The 23,197-nt window shown below is 46.7% G+C and carries 19 protein-coding genes; 17 read left to right on the top strand and 2 right to left on the bottom strand.

Annotation, left to right across the window (positions count from 1 at the left end; all coding sequences use genetic code 11):
- Positions 1-6 precede the first annotated feature (6 nt).
- The 4 genes from AC5E51_RS02870 (at position 7) to AC5E51_RS02855 (ending at position 4,106) form a co-directional block, all read left to right on the top strand.
- Positions 7-942: a glycosyltransferase family protein gene (locus AC5E51_RS02870; protein WP_491778086.1), complete on the top strand. Its 936-nt coding sequence runs from the start codon at positions 7-9 to the stop codon at positions 940-942.
- Positions 929-2,362 (top strand): oligosaccharide flippase family protein, encoded by a 1,434-nt coding sequence (locus tag AC5E51_RS02865; RefSeq protein ID WP_491778085.1) that lies wholly within the window; start codon positions 929-931, stop codon positions 2,360-2,362. Before AC5E51_RS02870 ends, AC5E51_RS02865 begins: the two co-directional genes overlap by 14 nt.
- Positions 2,362-3,231, top strand: coding sequence for a hypothetical protein (locus AC5E51_RS02860; RefSeq protein ID WP_491778084.1), 870 nt, complete (start codon positions 2,362-2,364; stop codon positions 3,229-3,231). The genes AC5E51_RS02865 and AC5E51_RS02860 overlap by 1 nt, the downstream gene beginning before the upstream one ends.
- A gap of 122 nt (positions 3,232-3,353) precedes the next feature.
- Positions 3,354-4,106 (top strand): hypothetical protein, encoded by a 753-nt coding sequence (locus AC5E51_RS02855; protein ID WP_491778083.1) that lies wholly within the window; start codon positions 3,354-3,356, stop codon positions 4,104-4,106.
- A 50-nt stretch (positions 4,107-4,156) separates the two neighbouring features.
- Here the strand turns inward: AC5E51_RS02855 and AC5E51_RS02850 are convergent, their stop codons facing one another.
- A complete protein-coding gene (locus tag AC5E51_RS02850; protein WP_491778082.1) occupies positions 4,157-5,056 on the bottom strand; it encodes a sulfotransferase family protein in 900 nt (299 codons plus the stop codon).
- Positions 5,057-5,080: 24 nt separating this feature from the next.
- Positions 5,081-5,974 carry a hypothetical protein gene (locus AC5E51_RS02845; protein WP_491778081.1) on the bottom strand — a complete coding sequence of 298 codons (894 nt, stop codon included), beginning with the start codon at positions 5,972-5,974 and terminating at the stop codon, positions 5,081-5,083.
- Positions 5,975-6,206: 232 nt separating this feature from the next.
- Here AC5E51_RS02845 and AC5E51_RS02840 point away from each other — a divergent pair, with 232 nt between their 5' ends.
- The 13 genes from AC5E51_RS02840 (at position 6,207) to AC5E51_RS02780 (ending at position 23,194) form a co-directional block, all read left to right on the top strand.
- Positions 6,207-7,343 (top strand): glycosyltransferase, encoded by a 1,137-nt coding sequence (locus AC5E51_RS02840; protein ID WP_491778080.1) that lies wholly within the window; start codon positions 6,207-6,209, stop codon positions 7,341-7,343.
- A gap of 20 nt (positions 7,344-7,363) precedes the next feature.
- On the top strand, positions 7,364-8,476 hold the full coding sequence (locus AC5E51_RS02835; RefSeq protein ID WP_488074232.1) for a glycosyltransferase family 4 protein: 1,113 nt from the start codon (positions 7,364-7,366) through the stop codon (positions 8,474-8,476).
- Between the two features lie 14 nt (positions 8,477-8,490).
- Positions 8,491-8,973 (top strand): GDP-mannose mannosyl hydrolase, encoded by a 483-nt coding sequence (locus AC5E51_RS02830; protein ID WP_297532773.1) that lies wholly within the window; start codon positions 8,491-8,493, stop codon positions 8,971-8,973.
- Positions 8,970-10,418, top strand: a complete 1,449-nt coding sequence (locus AC5E51_RS02825) for a mannose-1-phosphate guanylyltransferase/mannose-6-phosphate isomerase (RefSeq protein WP_491778079.1) — start codon at positions 8,970-8,972, stop codon at positions 10,416-10,418. The genes AC5E51_RS02830 and AC5E51_RS02825 overlap by 4 nt, the downstream gene beginning before the upstream one ends.
- Before the next feature lie 582 nt (positions 10,419-11,000).
- Complete coding sequence (locus tag AC5E51_RS02820; protein ID WP_488074228.1) at positions 11,001-12,443, top strand: phosphomannomutase; 1,443 nt, start codon at positions 11,001-11,003, stop codon at positions 12,441-12,443.
- Between the two features lie 43 nt (positions 12,444-12,486).
- A complete protein-coding gene (locus AC5E51_RS02815) occupies positions 12,487-14,250 on the top strand; it encodes an SLC13 family permease (protein WP_491778078.1) in 1,764 nt (587 codons plus the stop codon).
- A 105-nt stretch (positions 14,251-14,355) separates the two neighbouring features.
- Positions 14,356-15,522, top strand: coding sequence for a nucleotide sugar dehydrogenase (locus AC5E51_RS02810; RefSeq protein ID WP_491778077.1), 1,167 nt, complete (start codon positions 14,356-14,358; stop codon positions 15,520-15,522).
- A 161-nt stretch (positions 15,523-15,683) separates the two neighbouring features.
- Complete coding sequence (locus tag AC5E51_RS02805) at positions 15,684-17,096, top strand: MBL fold metallo-hydrolase (protein ID WP_491778076.1); 1,413 nt, start codon at positions 15,684-15,686, stop codon at positions 17,094-17,096.
- 216 nt (positions 17,097-17,312) lie between these two features.
- The gene (locus AC5E51_RS02800; protein ID WP_301391102.1) at positions 17,313-18,716 is read left to right on the top strand and encodes an undecaprenyl-phosphate glucose phosphotransferase; all 1,404 of its coding nucleotides are present in this window, start codon (positions 17,313-17,315) and stop codon (positions 18,714-18,716) included.
- Positions 18,700-19,155, top strand: a complete 456-nt coding sequence (locus AC5E51_RS02795; RefSeq protein WP_297532786.1) for a VanZ family protein — start codon at positions 18,700-18,702, stop codon at positions 19,153-19,155. Before AC5E51_RS02800 ends, AC5E51_RS02795 begins: the two co-directional genes overlap by 17 nt.
- 16 nt (positions 19,156-19,171) lie before the next feature.
- Positions 19,172-20,386 carry an outer membrane beta-barrel protein gene (locus AC5E51_RS02790; RefSeq protein WP_491778075.1) on the top strand — a complete coding sequence of 405 codons (1,215 nt, stop codon included), beginning with the start codon at positions 19,172-19,174 and terminating at the stop codon, positions 20,384-20,386.
- Positions 20,387-20,481: 95 nt separating this feature from the next.
- Positions 20,482-20,979: a polysaccharide biosynthesis/export family protein gene (locus tag AC5E51_RS02785; RefSeq protein WP_301391104.1), complete on the top strand. Its 498-nt coding sequence runs from the start codon at positions 20,482-20,484 to the stop codon at positions 20,977-20,979.
- Position 20,980: 1 nt separating this feature from the next.
- Positions 20,981-23,194 (top strand): GumC family protein, encoded by a 2,214-nt coding sequence (locus AC5E51_RS02780; protein ID WP_491778074.1) that lies wholly within the window; start codon positions 20,981-20,983, stop codon positions 23,192-23,194.
- Positions 23,195-23,197 lie beyond the last annotated feature (3 nt).

The raw sequence follows: 23,197 nt of genomic DNA, 5'->3' as shown, positions 1-23,197 counted from the left end.
AATCCTATGAAGAAAAGCAGGCTTTACTATTATCCGAAAGGAGATGGCAGTAACGATTATTTAAACTCTTGCAGAAGGATTTGGGCATGCTGTGGTTTTGAATCAAAGCCTCTGGGAGGATTTAGAGAAAACTTTTTGAATATTAGAAAAAGAGAGGAGTTGTTAATACTCAACTGGTTTGAGGATCGTATAGGGGGCAGTAAGCGACCTTATATGGCACTACTTAAGAGTATGTTATTTCTCGTTGTACTTCGAATTAAATTTAGGAAAGTGGTCTGGGTTAGACATAATATTTTTCCACATTCGAAATATGTAAAAAGCCATCATGAAATACTTATTTGGTTACTTCACCGATTAAGCGATAAATCTGTAGTCCACAGGCATGGACTATCTAAAGAGTATCATTATGTTTCTCATCCACTCTATAAGTCAGAAGTTGTTCCAGCAAAAAACAAAGATACCGATTACTTATATTTTGGAGCCATTAAGGGTTACAAAGGGTTGGTTGAATTATTGAAACACTGGCCCTCAAGCGAAAGCCTATGTATGCTTGGTAGATCTAACGACCCAGAACTTACAAGCACTATCTGTGGGGTTATCAATCAGCGAAAACTGAATGTAAACTGGGATAATTCCTTCGTTCAATATGATCGCTTGTGTCAATACATAGCCCGCTCCAAATATGTAATCTTACCTCATAATTCAGACTCCATGTTAGTTAGTGGTGCCTTTTACCATGCAGTATCTTTTGGTGCATCAGTGTTGATGCGTCGAGTTCCTATGTATACCGAGTACTTTAGCCAGTTTAGGGGAGTCTATGATCTCGACGACTTTCTTTTGAATAAGTCACTAAGTATTGGTTCTGGCACTGTTGAGCCATTAGTCTATTTTTCAGATGAGTCAGTAGCTGAACAGTGGAGATTGATTTTTGAAAGCGTTTAGTTCAGGAGCTTGGAGTATATTCGGAACTGTTTCTGAAAAGGCCTTGACAGTTGTTACATACATACTTGTTTCTAGGGAGGTGCCATTAGAGAAGTTTGGGTATTTGGTTGTCGTTTTATTGACAATGGAATTGTTTTCATATGTAGCATCTTTCGGTGTTCGAGAGAATATAATAAGAACCAAACAAGCCAGTACTGAGTTTTATGGAAATTGTTTTTACTTTATATGGATTGTTGCTGTTGTCTTGATGCTCATTGTACTAAGTGTTATTGCTCCCGTATCTTATTATCTCGGGGGGATGGAGCTTAGTAGTCTCTATATTTGCATGGCGCTGTATCCAGGTATTGCGTGTTTGAATACTTTCTATCAAGGCATTCTTCAGCGACGAATGCAGTTCAAGGCACTGGCGATAAGAAGGGCTTTGATTGCAACATTTTCAGGAGTGGTCGGTGTTTTATCCGTGAGTAACGGTCATGGAGTATTATCTATAATTTACGCCAAATACACATATGTTCTTCTCGACTATTTTGTACTGCGTTATATCTCACGATTTGAATTGCAGAGTTCCTTCTCGATAACTGGCCTTTATGTGATCTATTCTTTCGGATGGAAAGTATCAGTTTCTCAGGTCATGAACTTTTTTAGCTCGAAGCAAACGGAATTTATCACCGTAATATTCCTTGGCCCTCAGGCATTAGCAATTTTAGACGTCGGCCGAAAGGTTCTTGTTACGCTATATAGTGTAATTATGACTGCGGTAACACCAGTCTCTTTGTCGGTAATGACTTCAACCTCTGATTCTATGGCAGCTTATCATTTGATTGTTCGGGTTTTAATTGTCATTCTTGTTCCGATCGTGGCAATTATAGGGGTTAATAGCGAACAGATTATTTATGTTTTGTTCGGATCTAAGTGGGAAGAAAGTGCACCGCTTTTGTCTATTTTTTCGCTTGGGGTTATAGCTCAGCCGATATCATGGCATTTACAGAATATCTGTTTAAATAGGTCTAGGCCCGGTCTAACTATTTATTTGAATATTATAAATCTTTTGGTTTTAGCCTCACTATTGATACTCTCGATTATCTCCTTTGGGTCGCTTAGAAGTTTAGTGGAGTTCTTTGTGGTAGGCTTGTTTGTTTCGGCAATGGTTAAAATTGTATTTCTTTGCCGTGTGTTGCAGTTGAGTTGGCGGCCATTCCTTATGCATTTTATAGAGTCTTTATGTATATACCTGTCAGTTTATTATCTTCTATCCCTTATCGACGTTTCAGGTATAATTCAAACGCATACTTCAATTCCGTTCTCTGCGTGGCTCTTTCTCCTTGGGACTATGACTATTCATGGTTTAATCGTGCTGCCTTATGTGGTACCGAGATTGTACACGTTAAATAGCAAGTTTAGTTCACTAAAGGGGGGCTGATGGCTAAAATTTATATTCATATCGGGTGTGAGAAAACTGGTGGTTCAACGATACAGTCATGTTTTGACCGGTATGAAAGAGAGCTTTTTAAAGATGATGAGTGTTACCCTTCTGAACTGTTTCGACGCCCAAACCATATGGAATTGTCGAGTTTAGTTTTGCCATCTGAATATTTGGTAAATATGATGGTTCCAGTTTCGAAATCTGATTTTAGAAACGCATTGTTCGAATATCTTTGGAATAACACTGATAGAAATATTTACTTATCAAGTGAGCACCTCTCGTCAAGAGTGGTAGATGTTGATAAAATTAGAAAGCTACTGTCAATTCTAACGATTGCAGGGCATAAGCCTGTTATTCTCGCATTCTACAGGGAACCACTAAAATGGATTTATAGTCACTATCGGCAATATGTCTCTTGTGGTGGCTTTCTTAGCTTTCCAGACTATATAAAACAAAGTAATAGAGAAGGTTTTATTGCTGATACGACTAACTTTGGCAGGGCTCTATTTTATTGGTCAGAAGTTGCTTCGATGTTTGATGGTTGTGTTCGCTATCGCTCTTATGAAGCTTCAGCTGCTGATTTGTTGAAGAATTTTTGCAGTATGGCGGACCTTGTGCCTCTGCCCGGCATGGAAAAAATTGTTGCCAATCCATCAATGACTAATAGTCAAGTGACTGTGCAGCGGTGGGTAAACTTTTTTTTAAGAAAGCGAAGGATCACGGATTATGTCAAAAAGGTTATAACTAACGTTCCGTTGCCATCGGTGGAGACTAATTGGCATATGGCTTACGGGCTCGAGGAGTATTGTGGTAGGCAAGAGGCCTATATCGCTAGACTCGGGCCAGTTTTAAGTCGAGCTATTTGAACTGCAGTTAATCGTTTTAGCTTGGGTGAATTGAGATTGTCTGCCCAGAGCACCTTAGGTGCTTCTAATTATTAAATTTTAGATCTCTAAAAGCTTATATATGAATTTTTTTGGGGGAGTTTATGGCTATCCAGATTGATCTTCAGGCTTCTGATAGGCTAGTTATTGCCGCGACTGGGTACGGTAATAAACTGAACCTAACTATTCCAGATTTTTTTAGATTTTCTAATCTAGACTCGACTTCGAAAATTGTAATCTCCGATCCTAGCAAACTGAAGACTCTTGCAGGACTTCCTCCGGATTTTGAAACCTTTGATAGCGTTTTAGAGTACCTGGAAGGTTTTGTGGCTAAACTTAACCCGCGAGAAATTATCATAACTGGTACTTCGGGTGGCGGGCACACAGCCCTCCTTTTGGGTCATATACTCAGAGCAGATAAGGTTGTTGCATTCTCTCCATACCCTTATTTAACCCGAGACGAGATTCTCAAGAACAATGACCCTAGTTTATACTCTATGTCCAGATTAATTGATCAGTTCGAGTTATTGCCAGAAAACGTCAGGAGGTATATGAATCTTAGAGACGTTTTAAAAAGCTGGAATGGAAAGACAGAGTATTATGTTCATGTGTCCAGGTATAATGAATGGGATTACAGGCGCGCGCTGTATTTGAATGGCCTTCCTAGTCTGCGCATAGTATCTCATCCATACACGGAGCATGCTGTCGCTTCTCTGCTCCATAAAGACAGGTGTTTGGCTAATTGTTTTTTATTTCCATATAATAGAAAGATTACAGTAAGTTATATTTTTAGATATCTTTTGGTATATTTCGAAGAGGCTAGGACGAGTAGGTATAAAAAAATTCACCGAAAGTGATATTGTAGAGTTTTTTCTGATATTATGTGGCTGGATCAACTAAGTTTACTTTATTTTATAAGTTTGCTAAGAGCAGTTTCTTTGTGATAGTTATCTGATAGGTTTTTTAGAAGTGTGTGATCGACTTCTGACTCAATAATTTTAAATTTATCCTTTTCGATAAAAGAGCTTCCGAGTTTTACTTCAGATTTCCATATTTCATCTGGGTAAATGAGACTTTTCTGCTCTTCTTTATAGCTATTTTCATCCCAGTATTCTATGGGAATATCTAGGAAAGAAAATATACTTTCCAAGCATTGATCTGTATTGGTCTTTAATTCTTCATGTGTAATTATATGATGATTCTTATGAAATCTATAGTTCATTGATATTTTGAAGGCGCGATCCCAATGCCTTAATATGGAATCTGTGCTGGAGTATCGGTTTTTCCAACTCGAATTGTTTAGCATCGCATCAGCAACTGAAGCTGCAGTTGATGCGGGTTCTCTTATAATATGAATGAATTTTGCGTCTGCTAGATGTTCTTGTATTTCATTAATATAGAAAATATGCGCTGGTGATTTTTCTGCATAAGCTTTCGCACCTATCGATCTGCATTCGCACCGAAGTAGTTCATCGAATGCTTCCACTCTTTTCTTTATAAATAAGCTTGTTACGCTATCGTTCGAGCAGCGGAAGGATCTGTTTTTTTCTAACTTTTTATAACGCTTCTTCCACTGGTCGTACGAAACCCCTAAATATTCATTTAGTCTTTTGTTTACCGCATTCTTTAGTATCCGGCGAGGCCCTGCTTTGTGCCCTTGAAGATTTTTATAACCGTAGATCTCTACGAAAAATTGAGTTTCGGGAAGGCAGAGAAGGTTTTTGTTCTTTGCCAATAGCGATTGTAAGTAAGTTGTCCCGGAACGAGGAAACCCAACTACGAATACTGGAGAGGGTGAATTAATCATTGTTTCTTTGAGTTGAATGTTAAGTTATCTTTTTCGCTTGAGCCCCAACTTGAGCGCTAACGGTTTTAGTCTTTTATAGATGACTCTGCGACTGGGGTACAGTACTGAGAAGACGACCCTTTTATAAGTACTCGGCTTCACATTTATATCTTCTTCATCGTACCCTAAAAATAATGCTAGTTGTAGAGTTTCAGTCGAAAGCTTATGGTAGTATGTTCTACTATTTCTCCACCGACTTATGGACTTTTTATCTATATCTTGAGCGTAGTTTATTTTTATATCATCTTGGCAAAAAGTAACTATAGGGTGGACGGTGCTGTTGTCGGTCGCAATATCCTCATACCTCAACGTGATCATTTGGCTACCAAGTTTCTTCTTTAACTCAAGCAGGTTGCTATAGGCCTTCAGCCATTGACTCTCCACTAAGGCTGGAGGCGAGCACCACCGATCATATTGCGAGTAGATTGTGTCCATCGGATTTCTAACCAAGCCCACAATCAGGTACTCATTATCCCTATCTCGTTTTATTTGTTCACAGATAAGGTCTAAAGCAGCACTCTGGCACAGGTGGTGCGGTGATTTCTCAAATAGCACAGGGGTATATTGTTTACAGAGCATGCTCCAACCCTCGTGGATTAGCTCTTTGTCGTCTTCAGGCGGGTTATACCCGGGTAGGTTGTCTCGCAGAAGTTTGATGAGTTCGGACTTTCCGTATTCACGACTCAGTGGAACTTCGCTGTCCACCATATCATGTTGCTCTAGGCCGAGTAGTGAGGCAGCCTTAGTCCAGTACAGAGTTTCGTTTTCGTAGTGACGAGTATTTGGCAGAAGTTTCGCATCGGTGTACTTTGTTACAAACTTTTGAACAATGCTGGAACCTGATGACTTTTCTGATAGAAGGATGATGCATTTACCCATGCTGCCGGTCTTTCCATGTTTTTGGTATAAGGCTGAACCATACCATAAACCCTTAAATGATGAATCAGGTTTCGTATTAGAGTATTTTCGTCCAGTTTGATCGGTATAGAGATAGTATCTTGCTGGTTATTCTCCTTTTCAAACAAAGATGCCCTTTCTTTCTGGAAGCACTGCAAGCGTTGAGTTACGCTCCTCCTTTAAATGGACTTGCTCATGGAGAAGATAGTATCGTATGGCTGCCCAGAAAATCGTTTTTCTGATCAACTCTATTCTTTATGGTGGCGCCGAGCGAGCACTCTGCAATATCTTGCGTTCATCAGACCAATATCCTGATGCAAGCGTTGAAGTCGTTATCCTGGATGATTTGCCATTTCGCCGATCGTTACCTAGCGGAGTGAGATATACAGTTCTGAACTCTAAAGAAAGTTTGGTAGATTCTGTACTCGAATGGCGCAAGTACGTGGCTAAAGCACGTCCTGACATTGTTGTCAGCTTTCTAATACGTGCCAATGTGTGCAACGCGCTGCTATCCAAATCCTATTCTTACCGCTCAGTCATTTGTGAGCGAATGCATATGAGCAGCCATCTCACTATTAATCATTCTGGCCTGAAGTTGCATGCAGCCAAGCTGATTCCCAGACTTGCCTATCCTTTCGCTGACCTTGTACTGGGCGTGTCTGATGGGGTTACGAAAGATCTTGTCGAGAACTTCGGTGTCTCCTTGAGAAGAGCCGATACCGTGTACAATCCTTATCCAATTGAAGATATTGAAACTAGTGCACTGGAGTTAACTAACGAAGGTGCTCCTAGTAAAGAGTATATCGTATCTGTCGGGCGCTTGAGTAAGTCGAAGAACGTTAAAACTTTGCTTGATGCTTTTCTACTTTCTGGAGAATCAGCTGATCTGGTGGTGTTGGGGGAAGGAGAATGTCGTTCTGAGCTTGAGTCATATATTGACGCGATTGGCTTATCCGGGCGCGTTCATCTGCTTGGAAACATTGCGAACCCTTTCCCTATCGTTAAAGGTGCGAAGTACTTTGTGTCTGCCAGCCTGAATGAGGGCTTCCCAAATGCGATGGTCGAGGCCATGTGCCTGGGTAAGCCCATTGTAATGAGTAACTGCCAGTCTGGGCCGCTCGAAATTTTGAATGACAATCAGGACCTTGAGCCATCAGATAATGGCTGTTGGCCTGTTAAGTTTGGGGTGTTATGTGAGCCGGGTTCTGCAGAGGCTCTATCCGAAGGCATAAATATCATGCAGGACCCCGAGCAGCGACAATTTTATGGTAGTGTGGCGCGCGTTCGCGCAGGTGACTTTTCGCTTGAGAAGGTTAACTCACAATATTGGAATAAGTTTCTGGGGCATTGAAGCCCCACACGGATTAGATTATGAAGGTATGTGTCATAGGGCCCAGGAAGGTACCCGAGCATATTGGCGGTATAGAGACTGTGTACACCAATCTCTATCCGACCTTGCTCAAGATCAACCGGGGCGTCGAGATCACCCTTTTGACCCGCTCAAAACACCGCGAAACGAGTTATAATTACCTCGGTACTACAGTGATACCTCTTGCTGCAGATTTCGGCGCCGGGTTTGAAAATTTTTGGGGAAGTCTGAAGGCGTTGCTCTACGCTAGAAGGTACGTCAGGCCTGATCTCGTGCATCTGCACGGAATCGGTCCGGGTGTATTCGCGCCAGTTGCTAAGTTGCTCGGTTTTAAAGTTGTTACTACTCATCATTCTACCGACTACGATCGCCCTAAATGGCGCTGGTATGCGAGGGCACTATTGAGAACCGGCGAAGTATTTACGTGTCTGTTCTCAGATCGTGTGGTTTGCGTTAGCCGATCTTTGAAGGAGGACATTGACGCCAGGTTACCCTTTAGGCGCAAGATCCGAAGGACAATCCCGAATGCGGCTCCCACTGTAGTGAACTCAGGTTCTTCGTCTGTGCTTGGTCGTTTGAATCTTACCTCCGGTTCTTATTTGTTGTGTGTTGGCCGCATTGAAGAGACGAAACGCTTCGATATCGCAGTGAAAGCTTACCAGGCTAGCTCACTTGATATCCCTTTAGTTATCGTTGGAGACACCCAGGAAGACAGAGCCTATGCCGAGTCTCTGGTGGCGGATACCGCAAGTGACATACGGCTCGTTGGTCCAATATTCGGCGAAGAGCTGGCTGATTTGTATCGGAACTGCACTTTGTTGGTTAATGCGTCCAAGATGGAAGGCTACTGTCTGGTCGTTGCAGAGGCCATTATGCAGGGCTCTCGAGTTCTGTTATCGGACATTCCTGTTCACCGGGAGTTCGGTTTGGACGATGTGTCTTATTTCCCTGTTGATGATGTTGGAGTGCTTGCGGATAAATTGAAGGTTCCCGACTATAGCGTTTATGAGAGTTATCGGAGTAAGGCCAAACTCGAGGCTTGGAGCTGGGAGGATGCTGCTGACAGTTATTGGCGGCTCTATTCAGAAATTGCGGTACCCTCCCGCATTTCCTGAATAGAGGCGGCAGTATGACAAAATTGCTCGACAGGCTTTCGTTCCGCTCGGTAGTGAGTAGCACACCATTAGTGTCGATAGACCTCTTAGTGCGGGATGCATATAGAAGGATTCTTGTCGGCAAACGCGTTAATCGTCCTGCTCAGGGCTATTGGTTTGTGCCCGGTGGTCGAATTCTTAAAAATGAGCGTATAGCGGATGCCTTTGCCCGTTTGACCGAGGCCGAGCTTGGTATTCGCCTGGATATCGCTTCGGCGACTTACCTTGGCTTATACGAGCACTTCTACGATGACAGTATTTTTACTGACGGTGGTGACAATATAAGTACCCATTACGTGGTGAGCGGCTTTGAGGTCGTGTTGCCAGAAGGGTATAGTTCGCTCCCATATGAGCAGCACAACGAGTATCAGTGGCTGTCGGAAGAAGAATTTAAGTCCAGCGAGCGTGTACATATTCATAGCCGCTGGTATCTGGATAAAGGAAAGGGTTTTCTATGATTCCTGTGATTATGGCCGGTGGTTCCGGTACTCGTCTTTGGCCGCTGTCTCGTACTGCGTTTCCTAAGCAGTTTTTGTCGTTGGGCTACGACGAGACCATGCTACAGCAGACGGTCTCTCGCTTGGAGGGTTTAAACACCTCTGCCCCCATCATCATCACGAATGAAAACCACCGCTTTTTAGTGGCTGAGCAATTGCGTCAGATGGGGCAGAGCGCTTCTATTCTACTTGAACCTGTTGGCCGCAACACAGCGCCTGCGATTGCTTTGGCCGCGTTTCAGGCGTTAGGTGACAACAAGAATGACCCAGGTGAAGCTCCGATTCTTCTGATTCTGGCGGCAGATCATGTGATTAAAGACACCGCTGCATTTCAGGCCGCTGTTAATAAGCTGGAACCTGCAGTTCGTGAGGGTAAGTTCGGCACGCTGGGGATTGTGCCGACTGAACCTGCAACCGGGTACGGTTACATCAAAGCGGGTGCTGAAGCATCAGGCTTATTCACTGTAGAGCAGTTTGTTGAAAAGCCAGACGCAGAAACCGCTCAGTCTTATCTGGATGCCCAGTGCTACTACTGGAACAGTGGCATGTTTATGATTCGGGCTGATCGTTATCTTGAAGAGCTTAAGCGTCATCAGCCAGCGATGTACGCTGCGTGTGAAGCGGCGATGGCGAATACAGAGCAGGATTACGATTTTGTTCGTATTGATAAAGAGGCCTTTATTGCCTGCCCAGATGATTCTATTGATTACGCCCTGATGGAACCGTTAACGGCCGACTCAGCGAACTCTCAAGTGGTTGTTGCGCCGCTTGATGCGGGTTGGAGTGATGTGGGTAGCTGGTCTGCACTGTGGGATATCGCCGATAAGTGTGAAGACGGCAACTCGGTGCTGCACGCTGGCAAGGGCGAAGGTGAAACGATTTTGAAAGATACCCGCAACTCGCTGATCAGTACGTCAGATCGTTTGGTGAGTACGCTGGGTGTTGATGATCTCGTTATTGTTGATACTAAAGACGCCTTGCTGGTTGCTCACCGCGATAAGGTTCAGGACGTCAAGAAGATTGTGGCTCAGATCAAAGAGCAGGGCGGTGGCCAGCATGAGTTCCATCGTGAGGTGTATCGTCCTTGGGGCCGTTACGACAGCATTGATAACGGTGAGCGCTATCAGGTTAAGCGTATTACCGTGAAGCCTGGGGCTAAGTTGTCGGTCCAGATGCATCACCACCGAGCGGAGCATTGGATTGTTGTCTCTGGTACGGCGAGCGTGACCAATGGTGATAAGACCTTCCTGGTGACTGAGAATGAGTCGACGTATATTCCGATTGGGCAAGTGCATTGCCTTGAGAACCCGGGGAAAGTGGATCTTGAGATGATTGAGGTTCAGTCGGGGTCGTACCTGGGTGAAGATGATATCGTTCGCTTTAAGGATGTTTACGGCCGGGCGTGATTGATGCTTTGGCTCGGATGGCTATCGCGAATAGCCTTCGGCTGATTCGCTCCCACAAGGGGTTACAGGCTGATTTGCTTCTACAGAGGGTGGCCTGGTTTGTGGGAGCTATTCAGCCAGTTTGCCTGGCTAATAGCGATTGGGGTGTTGCCGGTAGAGGTATCGCGAATAGCCTTCGGCTGATTCGCTCCCACAAAGATCGAGTGATGCGCGAATTTATCGCTCAAGCTTCGCGTTGAGCTCCTACAAAGATCGTGTCATTCCCTTGTAGGAGCTATTCAGCCAGCTTGCCTGGCTAATAGCGATTGAGTTCATCGCGATAGAGGTTTCGCGAATAGCCTCCGGCTGATTCGCTCCCACAAAGATCGTGTGATGCGCGAATTTATCGCTCGAGCTTCGCGGTGAGCTCCTACAAAGATCGTGTCATTCCCTTGTAGGAGCTATTCAGCCAGCTTGCCTGGCTAATAGCGATTGAGTTCATCGCGATAGAGGTTTCGCGAATAGCCTCCGGCTGATTCGCTCCCACGAGGAAGGGGGGGCTGATTTGCCCCTACAAAACTTATTTATCTGAAGCTGGATTCAATGACTACTCTTCAAACAAATACGATTCTCGCTGAAAGCGGCGTTGCTTTCGGTACTAGCGGAGCACGCGGCCTGGTCGAACAGTTCACTCCTGATGTCTGTGCAGCTTTTGCTATTGCCTTCGTAGAGGCTCTCAAACCTGAGTTTGAATTCGACACGGTTGCCATTGCGATTGATAACCGCCCGAGCAGTTATGCGATGGCTAAGGCCTGCGCTGCCGCTTTACAACAGAAAGGTGTCGATACGATTTATTTTGGCGTAGTGCCGACTCCGGCGCTGGCCTATGCGGCGATGGAGCGAAATATCCCGAGCATTATGGTGACGGGAAGTCATATTCCGTTTGATCGTAACGGCCTTAAGTTCTATCGCCCAGACGGCGAGATAACAAAGGCAGATGAGCAGTCTATTCTGGGCGTATCAGCAGCGTTTGAGTCTCTCGGTGAGCTAAGTGACCTGACTACCCATGGTGAAGCCGCCCAAGAGTATGTAGATCGTTATTTATCCTTGTTCGATACGCCGTTTCTCAAGGGTAAGCACATCGGCATTTACGAACACTCCAGTGCAGGCCGTGATTTATATCAGCCGATGTTTGAAAAGCTCGGCGCTCAAGTGACGCCGTTAGAACGCAGCGATGAGTTTGTGCCTATTGATACCGAAGCTGTATCGGAAGAGGACCAACAGAAAGCTCGTGACTGGACTGCTCAGTATGGCTTCGATGCCATTTTCTCTACGGATGGTGATGGTGACCGACCACTGATCAGTGATGAAAAGGGCGTCTGGCTACGCGGCGATATTCTAGGTCTGTTGTGTGCGAAACAGCTAGGTGCTGAGGCGCTGGCGATTCCAGTAAGTTGCAACTCTTCAGTCGAATTGTCGGGTGCATTCAAGCACGTTGAACGTACTCGTATTGGTTCCCCTTATGTGATCGCCGAATTTGATACGTTGAGCAAAGAATGCGTTTCTGTTGCGGGCTTTGAGGCCAATGGGGGCTTCTTGCTGGGTTCAGACACGCAGGTGAATGGCCGCTTAATCAAGGCTTTGCCGACACGTGATGCTGTGCTCCCTGCGATTATGTTGTTCGCCGCGACAGCCTCTGGTAAACCTGTCTCTGAGTTAGTGGCTGACTGTACCGAACGTTATTCCGCCAGTGATCGCATTAAGAACTTCGCGACCGAGAAGAGTAAGCAGATTATTCATGCGTATACCGGTAACGAGGCTGCTCTGTTATCCCAGTTAGGGCTCGAAGGCGTTACCGTAGAGAGTGTGGATACTACCGATGGCTTGAGAATGAACCTGACGGGCGGTGATGTTGTGCACTTGCGTCCATCGGGTAATGCACCTGAATTGCGGTGTTATGCCGAGGCTGCTTCTCATGGAAAGGCGGTTGAACTGGTTAATAAAGTATTGAGTAACGTTCGTTATTTGTCATTGCAAGGTCTCTGAGGCTTCTTGTTTGGTGTCGCAGTTAACTGCTGAGGATTGTTGATTGCCAGCTTTTGATTTCATCGTAGTTGCGCTTTTATTCGTAGCAGTCATCTTAATGCTGGCAGTTACGCGACTCAGGCCAATAGCCGTCTTTGGGGGCGTAGCTTGGATATTGTATGCGTCTGGTGTTCTAACGCTCGAGAGCCTTTCTCATAATTATGTGAATCCCTCACTGTTAACACTTATTAGTCTTTTACTTCTCTCTGTTGTGCTCGAAAAGGTTAGTTTTGTATCCAGCCTTTCCCGCCATAGCGTTACCCAAAGCCAGAGTGTGGGGCGGGGTGTATTCAGGCTGGGGTTTGTTGCTGGGGTAATCTCCTCCTTTCTCAATAATACCGCTGTCGTTGCAACCTTGATGGGCGGACTTCGTCGCCAGTCGGGGCTGGCATTATCGCGATATTTGCTACCACTATCCTATGCATCAATTGCTGGCGGTATGATGACTCTGGTAGGAACCAGCACTAACCTGATTGTGAATAGCTTTGTAGAAGAAGCGGGCGAGGTTCCACTTGGCTTCTTCGACTTTACCTTGATTGGTGCTCCCGTATTTGTTGCTACTCTCCTGGCAATATCGTTGGTTTCTCATAGGTTACTGCCAGATCACAAGGTTGTTAGTGAGTCTCAGGAGCGTCGCCAGTATCTCTTTGAACGTGTGGTTTCTGCGGATTCGGGCATGGTCGGGAAGACGGTTTCTGAAAATGCCCTGAGGCGATTAGAGAGCATGTTTCTCGCAGAGCTAGTCCGCGGAGATAAGGTATTTTCTCCTGTTGACCCTGATTTCATTCTGCAGGCTGGAGATGTGCTTGTCTTTTCGGGAGACCCACGATACGAGCACATTCTTTCTGAGTTCAATGGATTGTCTGGGCGGGATTACGACGATGGATTTCGCTCAGGTGCCGATTCTTTGGTGGAGGTCGTGGTTTCGCCGACGTCTTCAATGATTGGTGCGAGTCTCAAGTCCTGTGAGTTCAGGTCGAGATTTGGGGCGGCTGTTATCGCTATTCGACGGGGTAGTAAGAATATTCGCGGCAACTTGGGTAATCACGTCCTGCAGGCAGGCGATTCGTTACTTCTCACGACAGGGGATAAATTTATAAGTAGTAAGCATGAATCCCGCAGAGACTTTGTCACGATCTCTGGTATCGAGAGACGCCAATCATTGAGTGCTCTCTCTAGTGTTCTGGTAATGGGGGGCTTCGGACTTGCCATCGCTTTGTCAGTCATGGGAGTAATCCCCTTACTGAAGGGAATTCTTTTGCTGTTGGGGGCATGCCTGGCTTTCAGGTTAGTATCTCTCGACGAACTTAAAAACCGGTTTCCCTTTGAGTTGATCATCGTGATTGGCGGAGCCCTGGGCTTGTCGCAGGCGATGTTTGAGGTTGGTCTTGCGAGTATGTTGGCTGCTGGGGTTGAGCACTCTGTGGGAGCGCTTGGCCCGTATGCCGCTCTTGTTCTGGTGTATATAGTCACATGGCTGGTAACCGAGCTTGTGACGAACAATGCGGCGGCTGCGCTGATGTTTCCGGTAGCTTATGCAAGCGCGGAGGCGCTGGGTGTTAGCCCGTATCCGTTTTTTATGGCATTGGCTTTTGCCGCGAGTGCCAGTTTTCTGTCGCCATACGGCTATCAAACGAATCTGATGGTATACGGTGCCGGGAATTACTGCCTCACAGACTATATTCGAGCAGGGCTCGCTCCGCTGATTGCTTACTCCGTTGCCGCGCTGGCTCTCATCCCGGTAGCGTTTCCGTTTTGGCCTACTTAAGAATGTTTCATATTTCTGACATAGTGGCCGCGATAAGCTTCCTTAACGAGTGAGGCGTGTTAACATTCCGCCAAGTTTCATCTAAAGATTCAGGATTGATCAAATATGAAAATCGCTATTGCCGGTACCGGCTATGTTGGCCTTTCTAACGCGATGCTGCTGGCACAGCACAATGAAGTGGTTGCTGTGGATATCGTGCCTGAGAAGGTCGAGATGCTGAATAACAAGCAATCACCTATTGTGGATGCTGAGATCTCGGACTTTCTGGCGAACCGCGATATAAATTTCCGGGCGACCCTGGATAAGAGTGAAGCATACTCTGGTGCTCGATTTGTTGTGATCGCTACGCCGACCGACTATGACCCGGTAACAAACTACTTTAATACCCGCTCGGTCGAGAGTGTGATTGCCGATGTGACGGCCGTGAACCCGGATGCCGTGATGGTGATTAAGTCGACGATTCCGGTGGGCTACACCCAGAAGCTGAAAGAAGAGACGGGCTGTGAGAACCTGATTTTCTCGCCTGAGTTTCTGCGTGAAGGTAAGGCGCTGTACGATAACCTGTATCCAAGCCGTATTATCGTTGGTGAGCAGTCTGAGCGTGCTAAAGAGTTTGCTGACCTTCTGTTGCAGGGTGCGGTTAAGCAGGATGTTCCTGTACTGTTTACTGATGCGACTGAAGCTGAAGCCGTTAAGCTGTTTTCGAACACGTATCTTGCGATGCGTGTGGCGTACTTCAACGAGCTGGACTCGTACGCTGAGACCCATGGTTTGAATACTCGTCAGATTATTGAGGGCGTTGGCCTTGATCCACGTATTGGCAACCACTACAACAACCCGTCGTTTGGGTATGGTGGTTACTGCCTGCCGAAAGACACCAAGCAGCTGCTGGCGAACTTTGAAGATGTGCCAAGCAATATCGTGCGCGCGATTGTGGATGCGAACAGCACCCGTAAAGACTTTATTGCCGATTCTGTGATCCGTAAAAATCCGCAGGTTGTGGGTATTTATCGCCTGGTGATGAAGTCTGGGTCGGATAACTTCCGTGCATCAGCGATTCAGGGTGTGATGAAGCGCATCAAGGCGAAGGGTATTGAGGTTATTGTGTATGAGCCAGTGCTAGAAGAAGAGGATTTCTTCAATTCGCGGGTGGTGAATGACCTTGAGGCGTTTAAGGCCGAGTCGGATGTGATTATCGCCAACCGTTTGTCGGATGATATTCGCGATGTCGAAAGCAAAGTGTATACGCGGGATCTGTTCGGGGCGGATTGATTTGTGGGAGCTATTCAGCCAGCTTGCCTGGCTAATAGCGATAGGCTTCGCGAATAGCCTTCGGCTGATTCGCTCCCACATTGGTGGAGCAAGCTGGCTGATTCCCTCTTAAAGGTTATAAGGGCTGTTCGCCCTCTAAAAACACATATCAAGGACGATATATGTACAAAATCTCTCACCATGGCGCGGTTGATGGCGTCACGGGTTCTTGCCACCGGCTGACGCTGGATTCTGGCGATGCCATTCTTATTGATTGCGGTATGTTTCAGGGCGCTGAGGGCGAGGCCATTTCTGAAGGTCTGGCCAGGGGCGAGTCGCCCATCGATTTCGATATATCGAGGGTTAGGGCGTTAGTCGTCACTCACTGTCACATTGATCACGTCGGGCGTATTCCTTATCTGATGGCGGCGGGTTTTTCTGGCCCTATCTACGCCACCGAAGCAACGGCTCAATTGTTGCCGTTGGTACTTGAAGACGCCTTAAAGGTCGGTGTTACCCGTGACGAGTCTCTGATTAATAATTTCTTGCGCTTGCTGGATAAGCAGTTGGTCGCTGTGCCGTTTAAGGAGTGGTTTGTTCCTGCTGATATTGCTGGGCTGCAGCTCAAGTTTCAGCGCGCAGGGCATATTCTTGGTTCTGCGTATGTTGAATGCGCTGTGGGCGAGAAGTTGCGCGGCTCAAAACGTGTCGTGTTTTCGGGGGATCTCGGGGCGCCGTATTCGCCACTACTGCCCGCGCCTAAGTCGCCGTATCGTTGCGATGATCTGGTGATTGAGAGTACTTACGGTGATAAGTGCCACGAGGGCAGGAGAACCCGTCGACAACGTTTGCAGAAGACGATCGAGCGCTGCCTCAAGAATCGGGGTACGGTTCTGATTCCGGCATTTTCGATTGGGCGCACGCAGGAGCTGCTGTATGAGATCGAGGAGATCATTCACCGGGCAACGCATAAGTCGACAAATGACGAGCAAACAGCTCTGTGGGAGTCACTCGATATCATTGTCGATTCTCCATTAGCTGCTGAATTCACGGCACATTATCGTTCGTTAAAGAAGCTTTGGGATGCCGAGGCAAGGCAGCGTCTTCGGTCTGGCCGCCATCCTTTGTCGTTTGAGCAGCTGACGACCATCGAATCTCACCGGGAGCACATGCAGACCGTTGAGTATCTGGCTAACACGGGAAAACCAGCCATCGTGATTGCAGCGAGTGGTATGTGTGCAGGCGGTCGAATGATGAATTATCTGAAGGCCTTGTTGCCTGACGAGCGCACGGATGTCGTGTTTGTGGGTTATCAGGCTCAAGGGACGCCGGGCAGGGATATTCAGAAGTACGGCCCACGGGGCGGGTATGTCTATCTCGATGGCGAGAAAACAGACATTCGGGCGGGTGTGTATACCTTGTCTGGGTACAGTGCTCATGCGGATCAGAAAGATTTACTGAACTTTATTAAGCGCATACGTCACGGCCCTGAAATTGTACGCATTGTACATGGAGACGATGAGGCCAAGCGTGAACTCAAGGTGCGGCTTATGAAAGAATTCCCGGATATCAGGGTGTTGATTCCGTTTAAATAAATTTGTCACACCTATGTGGTAGCGTAAGCGGGCTGACAAACTGTTCAAATGTTCAGTAAATCACGAGATCATTGCTGTCACTTACACTGAGTCGGCTAGACAGCTCTGTGATAGGCGTCACATAATAATGGTTCTGGAGTCGCCGTATTGGTACCATGGCGCACTTGGTGTTATCACCATCAGGGACAGTCCAAATGAATGGCTTAGGGGTAGGGTATGACTAAACAAGGAATGATTCGGTCGAATGAGAATGCTTTCGGGGTTGTATACCGGCTCATTGATCTGGCGATCATTCTTGTTACTCTCATCCTGTGCTCTACTCTGTACGGTATTAATCTAGGCCCTCATTATCTAACCGCGGCCCTTCTGGGTGGCCTGGGGTATCTGCTGGTTGCTGAGTCTCTTGAGGTTTATCGCTCCTGGAGAGCGACCTCCGCGGTGAGAATGGTCACGATAACGTCTGCGGCCTGGGTTCTCGTTGCTACCTCTCTACTGGTTATCGCTTTCTTCGCGAAAGTCTCAGAAGACTACTCACGTTTAGTGATGGGTAGTTGGATGCTGGGGTCGCTGTTGCTTCTTAGTACCTGGCGGTTGATATTCCGTCAGTTTCTGAGATCTATCAGGTTGCGAGGGTACAATACCCGGCGGGTTGCTATTGTTGGCGTTAACGAGGCTGCTCTGGAAATGCGCAAGCAAATCGATCGTAGTCCTGAATTGGGGTATCAGTTCTGGGGGTTCTTCGATGATCGTTGCGATGAGCGGATCTTGGCAGAGCACGATGACGTTGAGTTGATGGGCACTATTGATGAACTTATTCAGCTCACGCAGTCTGGGAAGTTTGAAGTTATCTTTATTGCTTTGCCTCTGAAGGCGCAGGCTCGTATTGCTGAAATTCTGCAAAAATGTGGTGACACCACGGCGTCGGTCCATTTGATTCCCGACTTCTTCACATTCAACCTGCTACACGCTCGTCTTAGTGAAGTTGGCCATATGCAAACGTTGAGTGTTTATGACTCCCCGATATTTGGCATCAATGATGTGCTTAAGAGAATGTTTGATATCTTATTTTCTATCGGCGTTCTCACGGTGATCGCTTTGCCTATGCTAGTTATAGCGGGGGCGGTTAAGTTTACGTCTCGCGGGCCTGTTATTTTCAAACAGTATCGGTATGGCTTAGATGGCCGACCTATCGAGGTTTGGAAGTTTCGCAGTATGACCACTATGGATAATGGCGATAAAGTGGTTCAGGCAAAAAAAGGTGACGCCCGAATAACCCCGGTGGGTGCTTTCATCCGCAGGACGTCCCTGGATGAGTTACCACAGTTTATTAATGTTCTTCAGGGGAGTATGTCCGTTGTGGGCCCTCGTCCTCATGCCGTTGCGCATAATGAGGAGTATCGTAAGTTGATTCCATATTACATGTTGCGGCATAAGGTGAAGCCGGGCATCACTGGCTGGGCGCAGATCAATGGGTATCGGGGAGAGACAGATACTCTGGACAAAATGGAAGGCAGGGTCGAGTACGATTTAGATTACATCAGGAACTGGTCCCTGTGGATGGATGTCAAGATTGTATTGCTGACATTCTTCAAAGGTTTCATTGGTGGTCACGTTCATTAGATTGGATAGAGAAAGGAAAAAGCGTATAGCTCTCTTGAGCGTATTCTTTGCATACTCCATGTTTTTGGGGGGGCTTAGTCTGTTTAAGAGTCTGGGGCTTCAGCTTGAACAGATATACGCTTTAGAGGAATGGTTGGGGGGTGATAAATGGGCGCATTTTCAACTAGCTGCCGTTCTTGCCGTTTTAGGTTGTTTTGCATTTGACCGAGTGTTAGATTTGCGTCCTTATTGGAGTGTAGTCCCCGTAGTCGTTGTTCTGGCCCTTGCACTAGCGATCGATGAAACCTTGCAGTACGCGTTGGCTTCACGACGATTCGAAGTGCTCGACTTTGCTTGTGGGCTTGCGGGGCTCGCGTCAGGATGTTTTGTGTATGTTTTTGGCGCAGAAAGACTGAAAATTTTTGGTTTCAACCCAAGAAAGAAAGAGGTTGAAATGTGATGTGTGAGGATAAACTATGAAAGCTTGGATGCTGCCTGCAGGTGCTGTAGCAACAATGTTGAGCACAGGGGCTTTTGCCGTTGAGAGAGACGGGATTCCGCTAGGGTCTGGTGTTTCGGTGTACCCTGCAGTGGGACTCGAAGTCACAGATAACGACAACGTATATCTTCAGCCTGAAGAGACTCAAACCTCTTCTACTATCACGAAAGTCACTCCTGCCTTGGGTGTAGAAGCCGATATGGGCCAAACAGTCCTCCGTGCCGCTCTATTCGCGGAGAAGGGCTCTTACTCTGAAGATGAAAATGATGATTATACCGATACAGGTATAATTCTGGGGGGCGATTTCGAACTCAACTCCAGACATCAGGTGGCGGCTGAGGCTCAATTCAGAAATGAGCATGATGCTCGCGGCGCGGGCACCGTTGAAGGTGCAGAAGCGCTTGGTTTACGCGACCCGGATAGATATGACGAGACCATTTATGATGGCTCATACACATATGGAAGCTCATCAGCGCTTTTCAACATAACTGCTGGCTTGAATCGCTACCAGAAGTCGTACAAAAACAACTTTGTTAATGGTACACGCGACCGAGAACATGTCCGTAACCGTGTAAGCCTGGAAACTGATGTTTATATCAGTCCATCCACCGACTTGTTGTTCGATGTAAGCGCTACAGACATCGATTACACCAACGACTCAGTCATTGCTGAAAGCCGTGAAGGTAATCTTTATCGCGCGCTGGCGGGTTTTAGCTATGAGTTGACTGGTAAGTTAACCAGTCGCGCCAAAGTCGGTGTTAGCGAACGTACATTTGAGCTTTCGGACGTAGAGTCCGATAGCTCCTTTACTTGGGAAGGTTCTTTGACGTGGAATCCACGTACTTATTCAACAATCACGTTGTTTACTGTTCAGGCTGCCAATGAAACACCAAGTGCGAGCAGTAATTATGTTGATGCAACCTTTTCTCGCGTTACCTGGACTCACGAGTTCTCGACGTTCTTCTCATTGAGAGCGCATGCGAGCTTCGCTGAAGACATATACTATGACGGTGATTCCGGTGAAGCTGATCGTGAGGATGACATTATAAGTTATGGCTTACGCGGTACATATTCTCCAACGACCTCGTTAGACGTATACGCAAGTGTCGAGCAGTCTGAACGCGACTCAACTGAAGACGGTTTGGATTATGACCAGCAGTTGATAACGTTCGGTGTAGCTGTCGGAATTTAAACCGTACTCCGGCACCGGGGGCATTCTGAGTGCTTCCGGTATTCTTTTCTCTTGCGGGTTGTTAGATGTTCAGGTTTTTGTCTCTAGCCGTATTGATGGCTTTGCTATCTTCCTTCACGAATGCTGATGAGGGCATTTATCTGTTGGGTCCTGGCGACCTTATTTCTATCAGTGTTTATGACGAACCAGATCTGAGCCTGAAAGAGCTTCGCATCGGTCTCTCTGGACAAATATCCTATCCCCTCCTCGGCGATATTCAGGTTGAAGGTTTGAGCCCTAAAGAGCTCGAGATTCGATTGACTGAGCGCTTAAAAGGTCCATATCTGGTCGACCCCAGCGTTACCGTAAGTATTATCAATTATCGGCCTTTTTATGTGACAGGGGAGGTTAAGAAGCCGGGAAGTTATTCTTTCCATCCAGGTCTTACAATAGACCGGGCAATATCAATTGCTGGAGGTTTTACCGAGCGGGCGTCCAAGAGCAAAATATATGTCGTGCACGACGATGACGATAGCTCTGACAAGACTCGAACCAAGCTTGCTGATGTTGTTCGTCCCGGTGATGTGATCACAGTTGAACAGAGCTTTTTCTAAAATGGAAGGTCGCAATACGGGTATGGGAAAATTTGACGTGGGCACTGTTGAAGTTATCGATCTCGCTCACTACTGGCAGGTCATTCGCCGGCAGCTCAGTAAGATCCTGATTTTAAGTGTCATCATAACCATTATTGCGGCACTGGCCTCGATGGTTATGACTCCTGTTTATCGTGCGACGGCTACTCTTCTGATTGAGTCGCAGGAAGCTAAAGTCCTGTCAATTGAGGAGGTCTACGGTATAGGTAAGGCATCAGACGAGTATTACCTGACGCAGTTTGAGATTCTCAAATCCCGGGAGTTGGCGAAGCGCGTCGTGCTGGCGCTTAATCTGGTTGATGTTCCTGAGTTCAATCCGCACCATGAAGCAAATGCTAAGTCATTTTCCATCCGAGGTACCATCAACAATATCTTGGGGGTAGAAAAGGAACCGCCCACTGACGAGCAAATTCTTGAGTCAACTGTCGGGCGATTTGCAAAAGCAGTAGATATCTCCCCTGTACGTAGTACTCAGCTTGTTAAGGTCTCCGTCGAAAGTGAGTCGCCGAGTATGGCTGTCACTGCAGCGAATGAGTTGGCAGATCAGTTTATTGAAAGTCAGCTGGATGCTAAGGTCGAAGTTACTCAGAAAGCAGCGACATGGCTCAGTGACCGTCTTGGAGGGCTAAAGCAAAAGCTTGAAGAGTCCGAGAAGAAGCTGCAGGAGTTCAGGGAAGCCAATAACCTCGTAGATGTTCAGGGTGTAAATACCTTGGTAGCTAAGCAAATTGATGAGATCACTCGAAAGCTTGTCGAGGCGCGTTCTCAGAGAGTTGAACTACAAGGAACGTATCAGCAGCTCAGAAGTCTTGGATCTCTTACATACGAGAACCTGTCTAGTTTGCCTTCAATTCTTGCCAGTCCGGTTGTTAGCCGCCTCCGTGAGAATGAAACTACGGCTGAATTAAAGGTCTCTGAATTGCGTAAGCGCTATGGTCCCTTGCACCCGAAAATGATCGCTGCAGAGTCTGATCTGGATGCTGTAAGGGAGTCTGTTCTGACTCAGATGAAACGCATCGCGACCTCCCTGGAAAGTAATTACCTCGTCGCGAGAAGCAAAGAGGAGTCACTGCAAAAGGCACTTCAGGAGGTTAAGTCAGATGCGCAAGGGCTTAATAGAACCGAATTTACGCTTAATGAGTATGTGCGGGAAGTTAATACAAACCGGCAGCTGTACGACGCGTTCTTTAATCGCGTGAGTGAAACTTCGGCGACCGGAGACCTCCAGACAGCCAATGCTCGTGTCGTAGACCCTGCTATAAAACCAGGCATTCCAATAGCTCCCAATAAGAAGTTGATAGTAGCAGCAGCTCTGTTCTTAAGCGTCATGTTTGGTGTTGCTCTGGCATTTTTGTACGACGTTCTGGATTCTACGGTTAAGAATCCTGATGACGTTGACCGCAAACTAGGTGTTCCTATGCTGGGACTGCTTCCTTTTGTTGGGTCAAAGAAGGAGCCGGCCGAAACAGAACAGTTGGTGAGGGCTTTTGTTGATGATCAGCAGAGTGGCTTTAAGGAATCAGTCAGGACCCTGCGTACAAGCCTGACTCTGGCGAGTATGGAGCAAAGCGCTCAGGTAATACTCGTTACTTCTTCTATTCCCGGTGAGGGGAAGACGACTACATCCAGTAATGTAGCCGAAGCTTTCGGGCAAATGGAAAAAACGTTGCTGATTGATTGTGATATGCGTCGACCATCGGTTGCGAAGAAGTTTAGTTTACCTCACGGTAAGCCGGGCCTTTCTAATGCAGTAGCGTATCCAGATACTCTTGATAGCTGCATTCAGAGTGTACCTTCACTAGGCATTGATGTTATTGCCGCAGGGCCAATTCCTCCGAATCCGCTGGAGTTATTAGCTTCAAAAAACTTCAAGGCCATTCTTGATACGCTTCGGGAAAGATATCAACGTATCATCATCGACTCAGCTCCGATGCAGGCAGTAAGCGATGCGCTATACCTCTCATCATTAGCTGATGGCGTGGTTTATGTGGTAAAAGCAGACCACACTAAAGACAAGCTTGCTCTTTCTGGTATTTCTCGTCTGGACGATAACAATGCTCGGTTGCTAGGTGTTGTGCTTAACCAAGTAGACGTTGAACGTGAGGCCAAATATACAGATTCTCATGCGGGCTATTATGACTCGTATGGATATACAACGGATTCGTACCATAGCTAATGA

The organism is Thalassolituus sp. (genome assembly GCF_984348125.1).
Note: the sequence above shows the minus strand (reverse complement) of the source record. Positions and strands in the feature narration are given on the sequence as shown.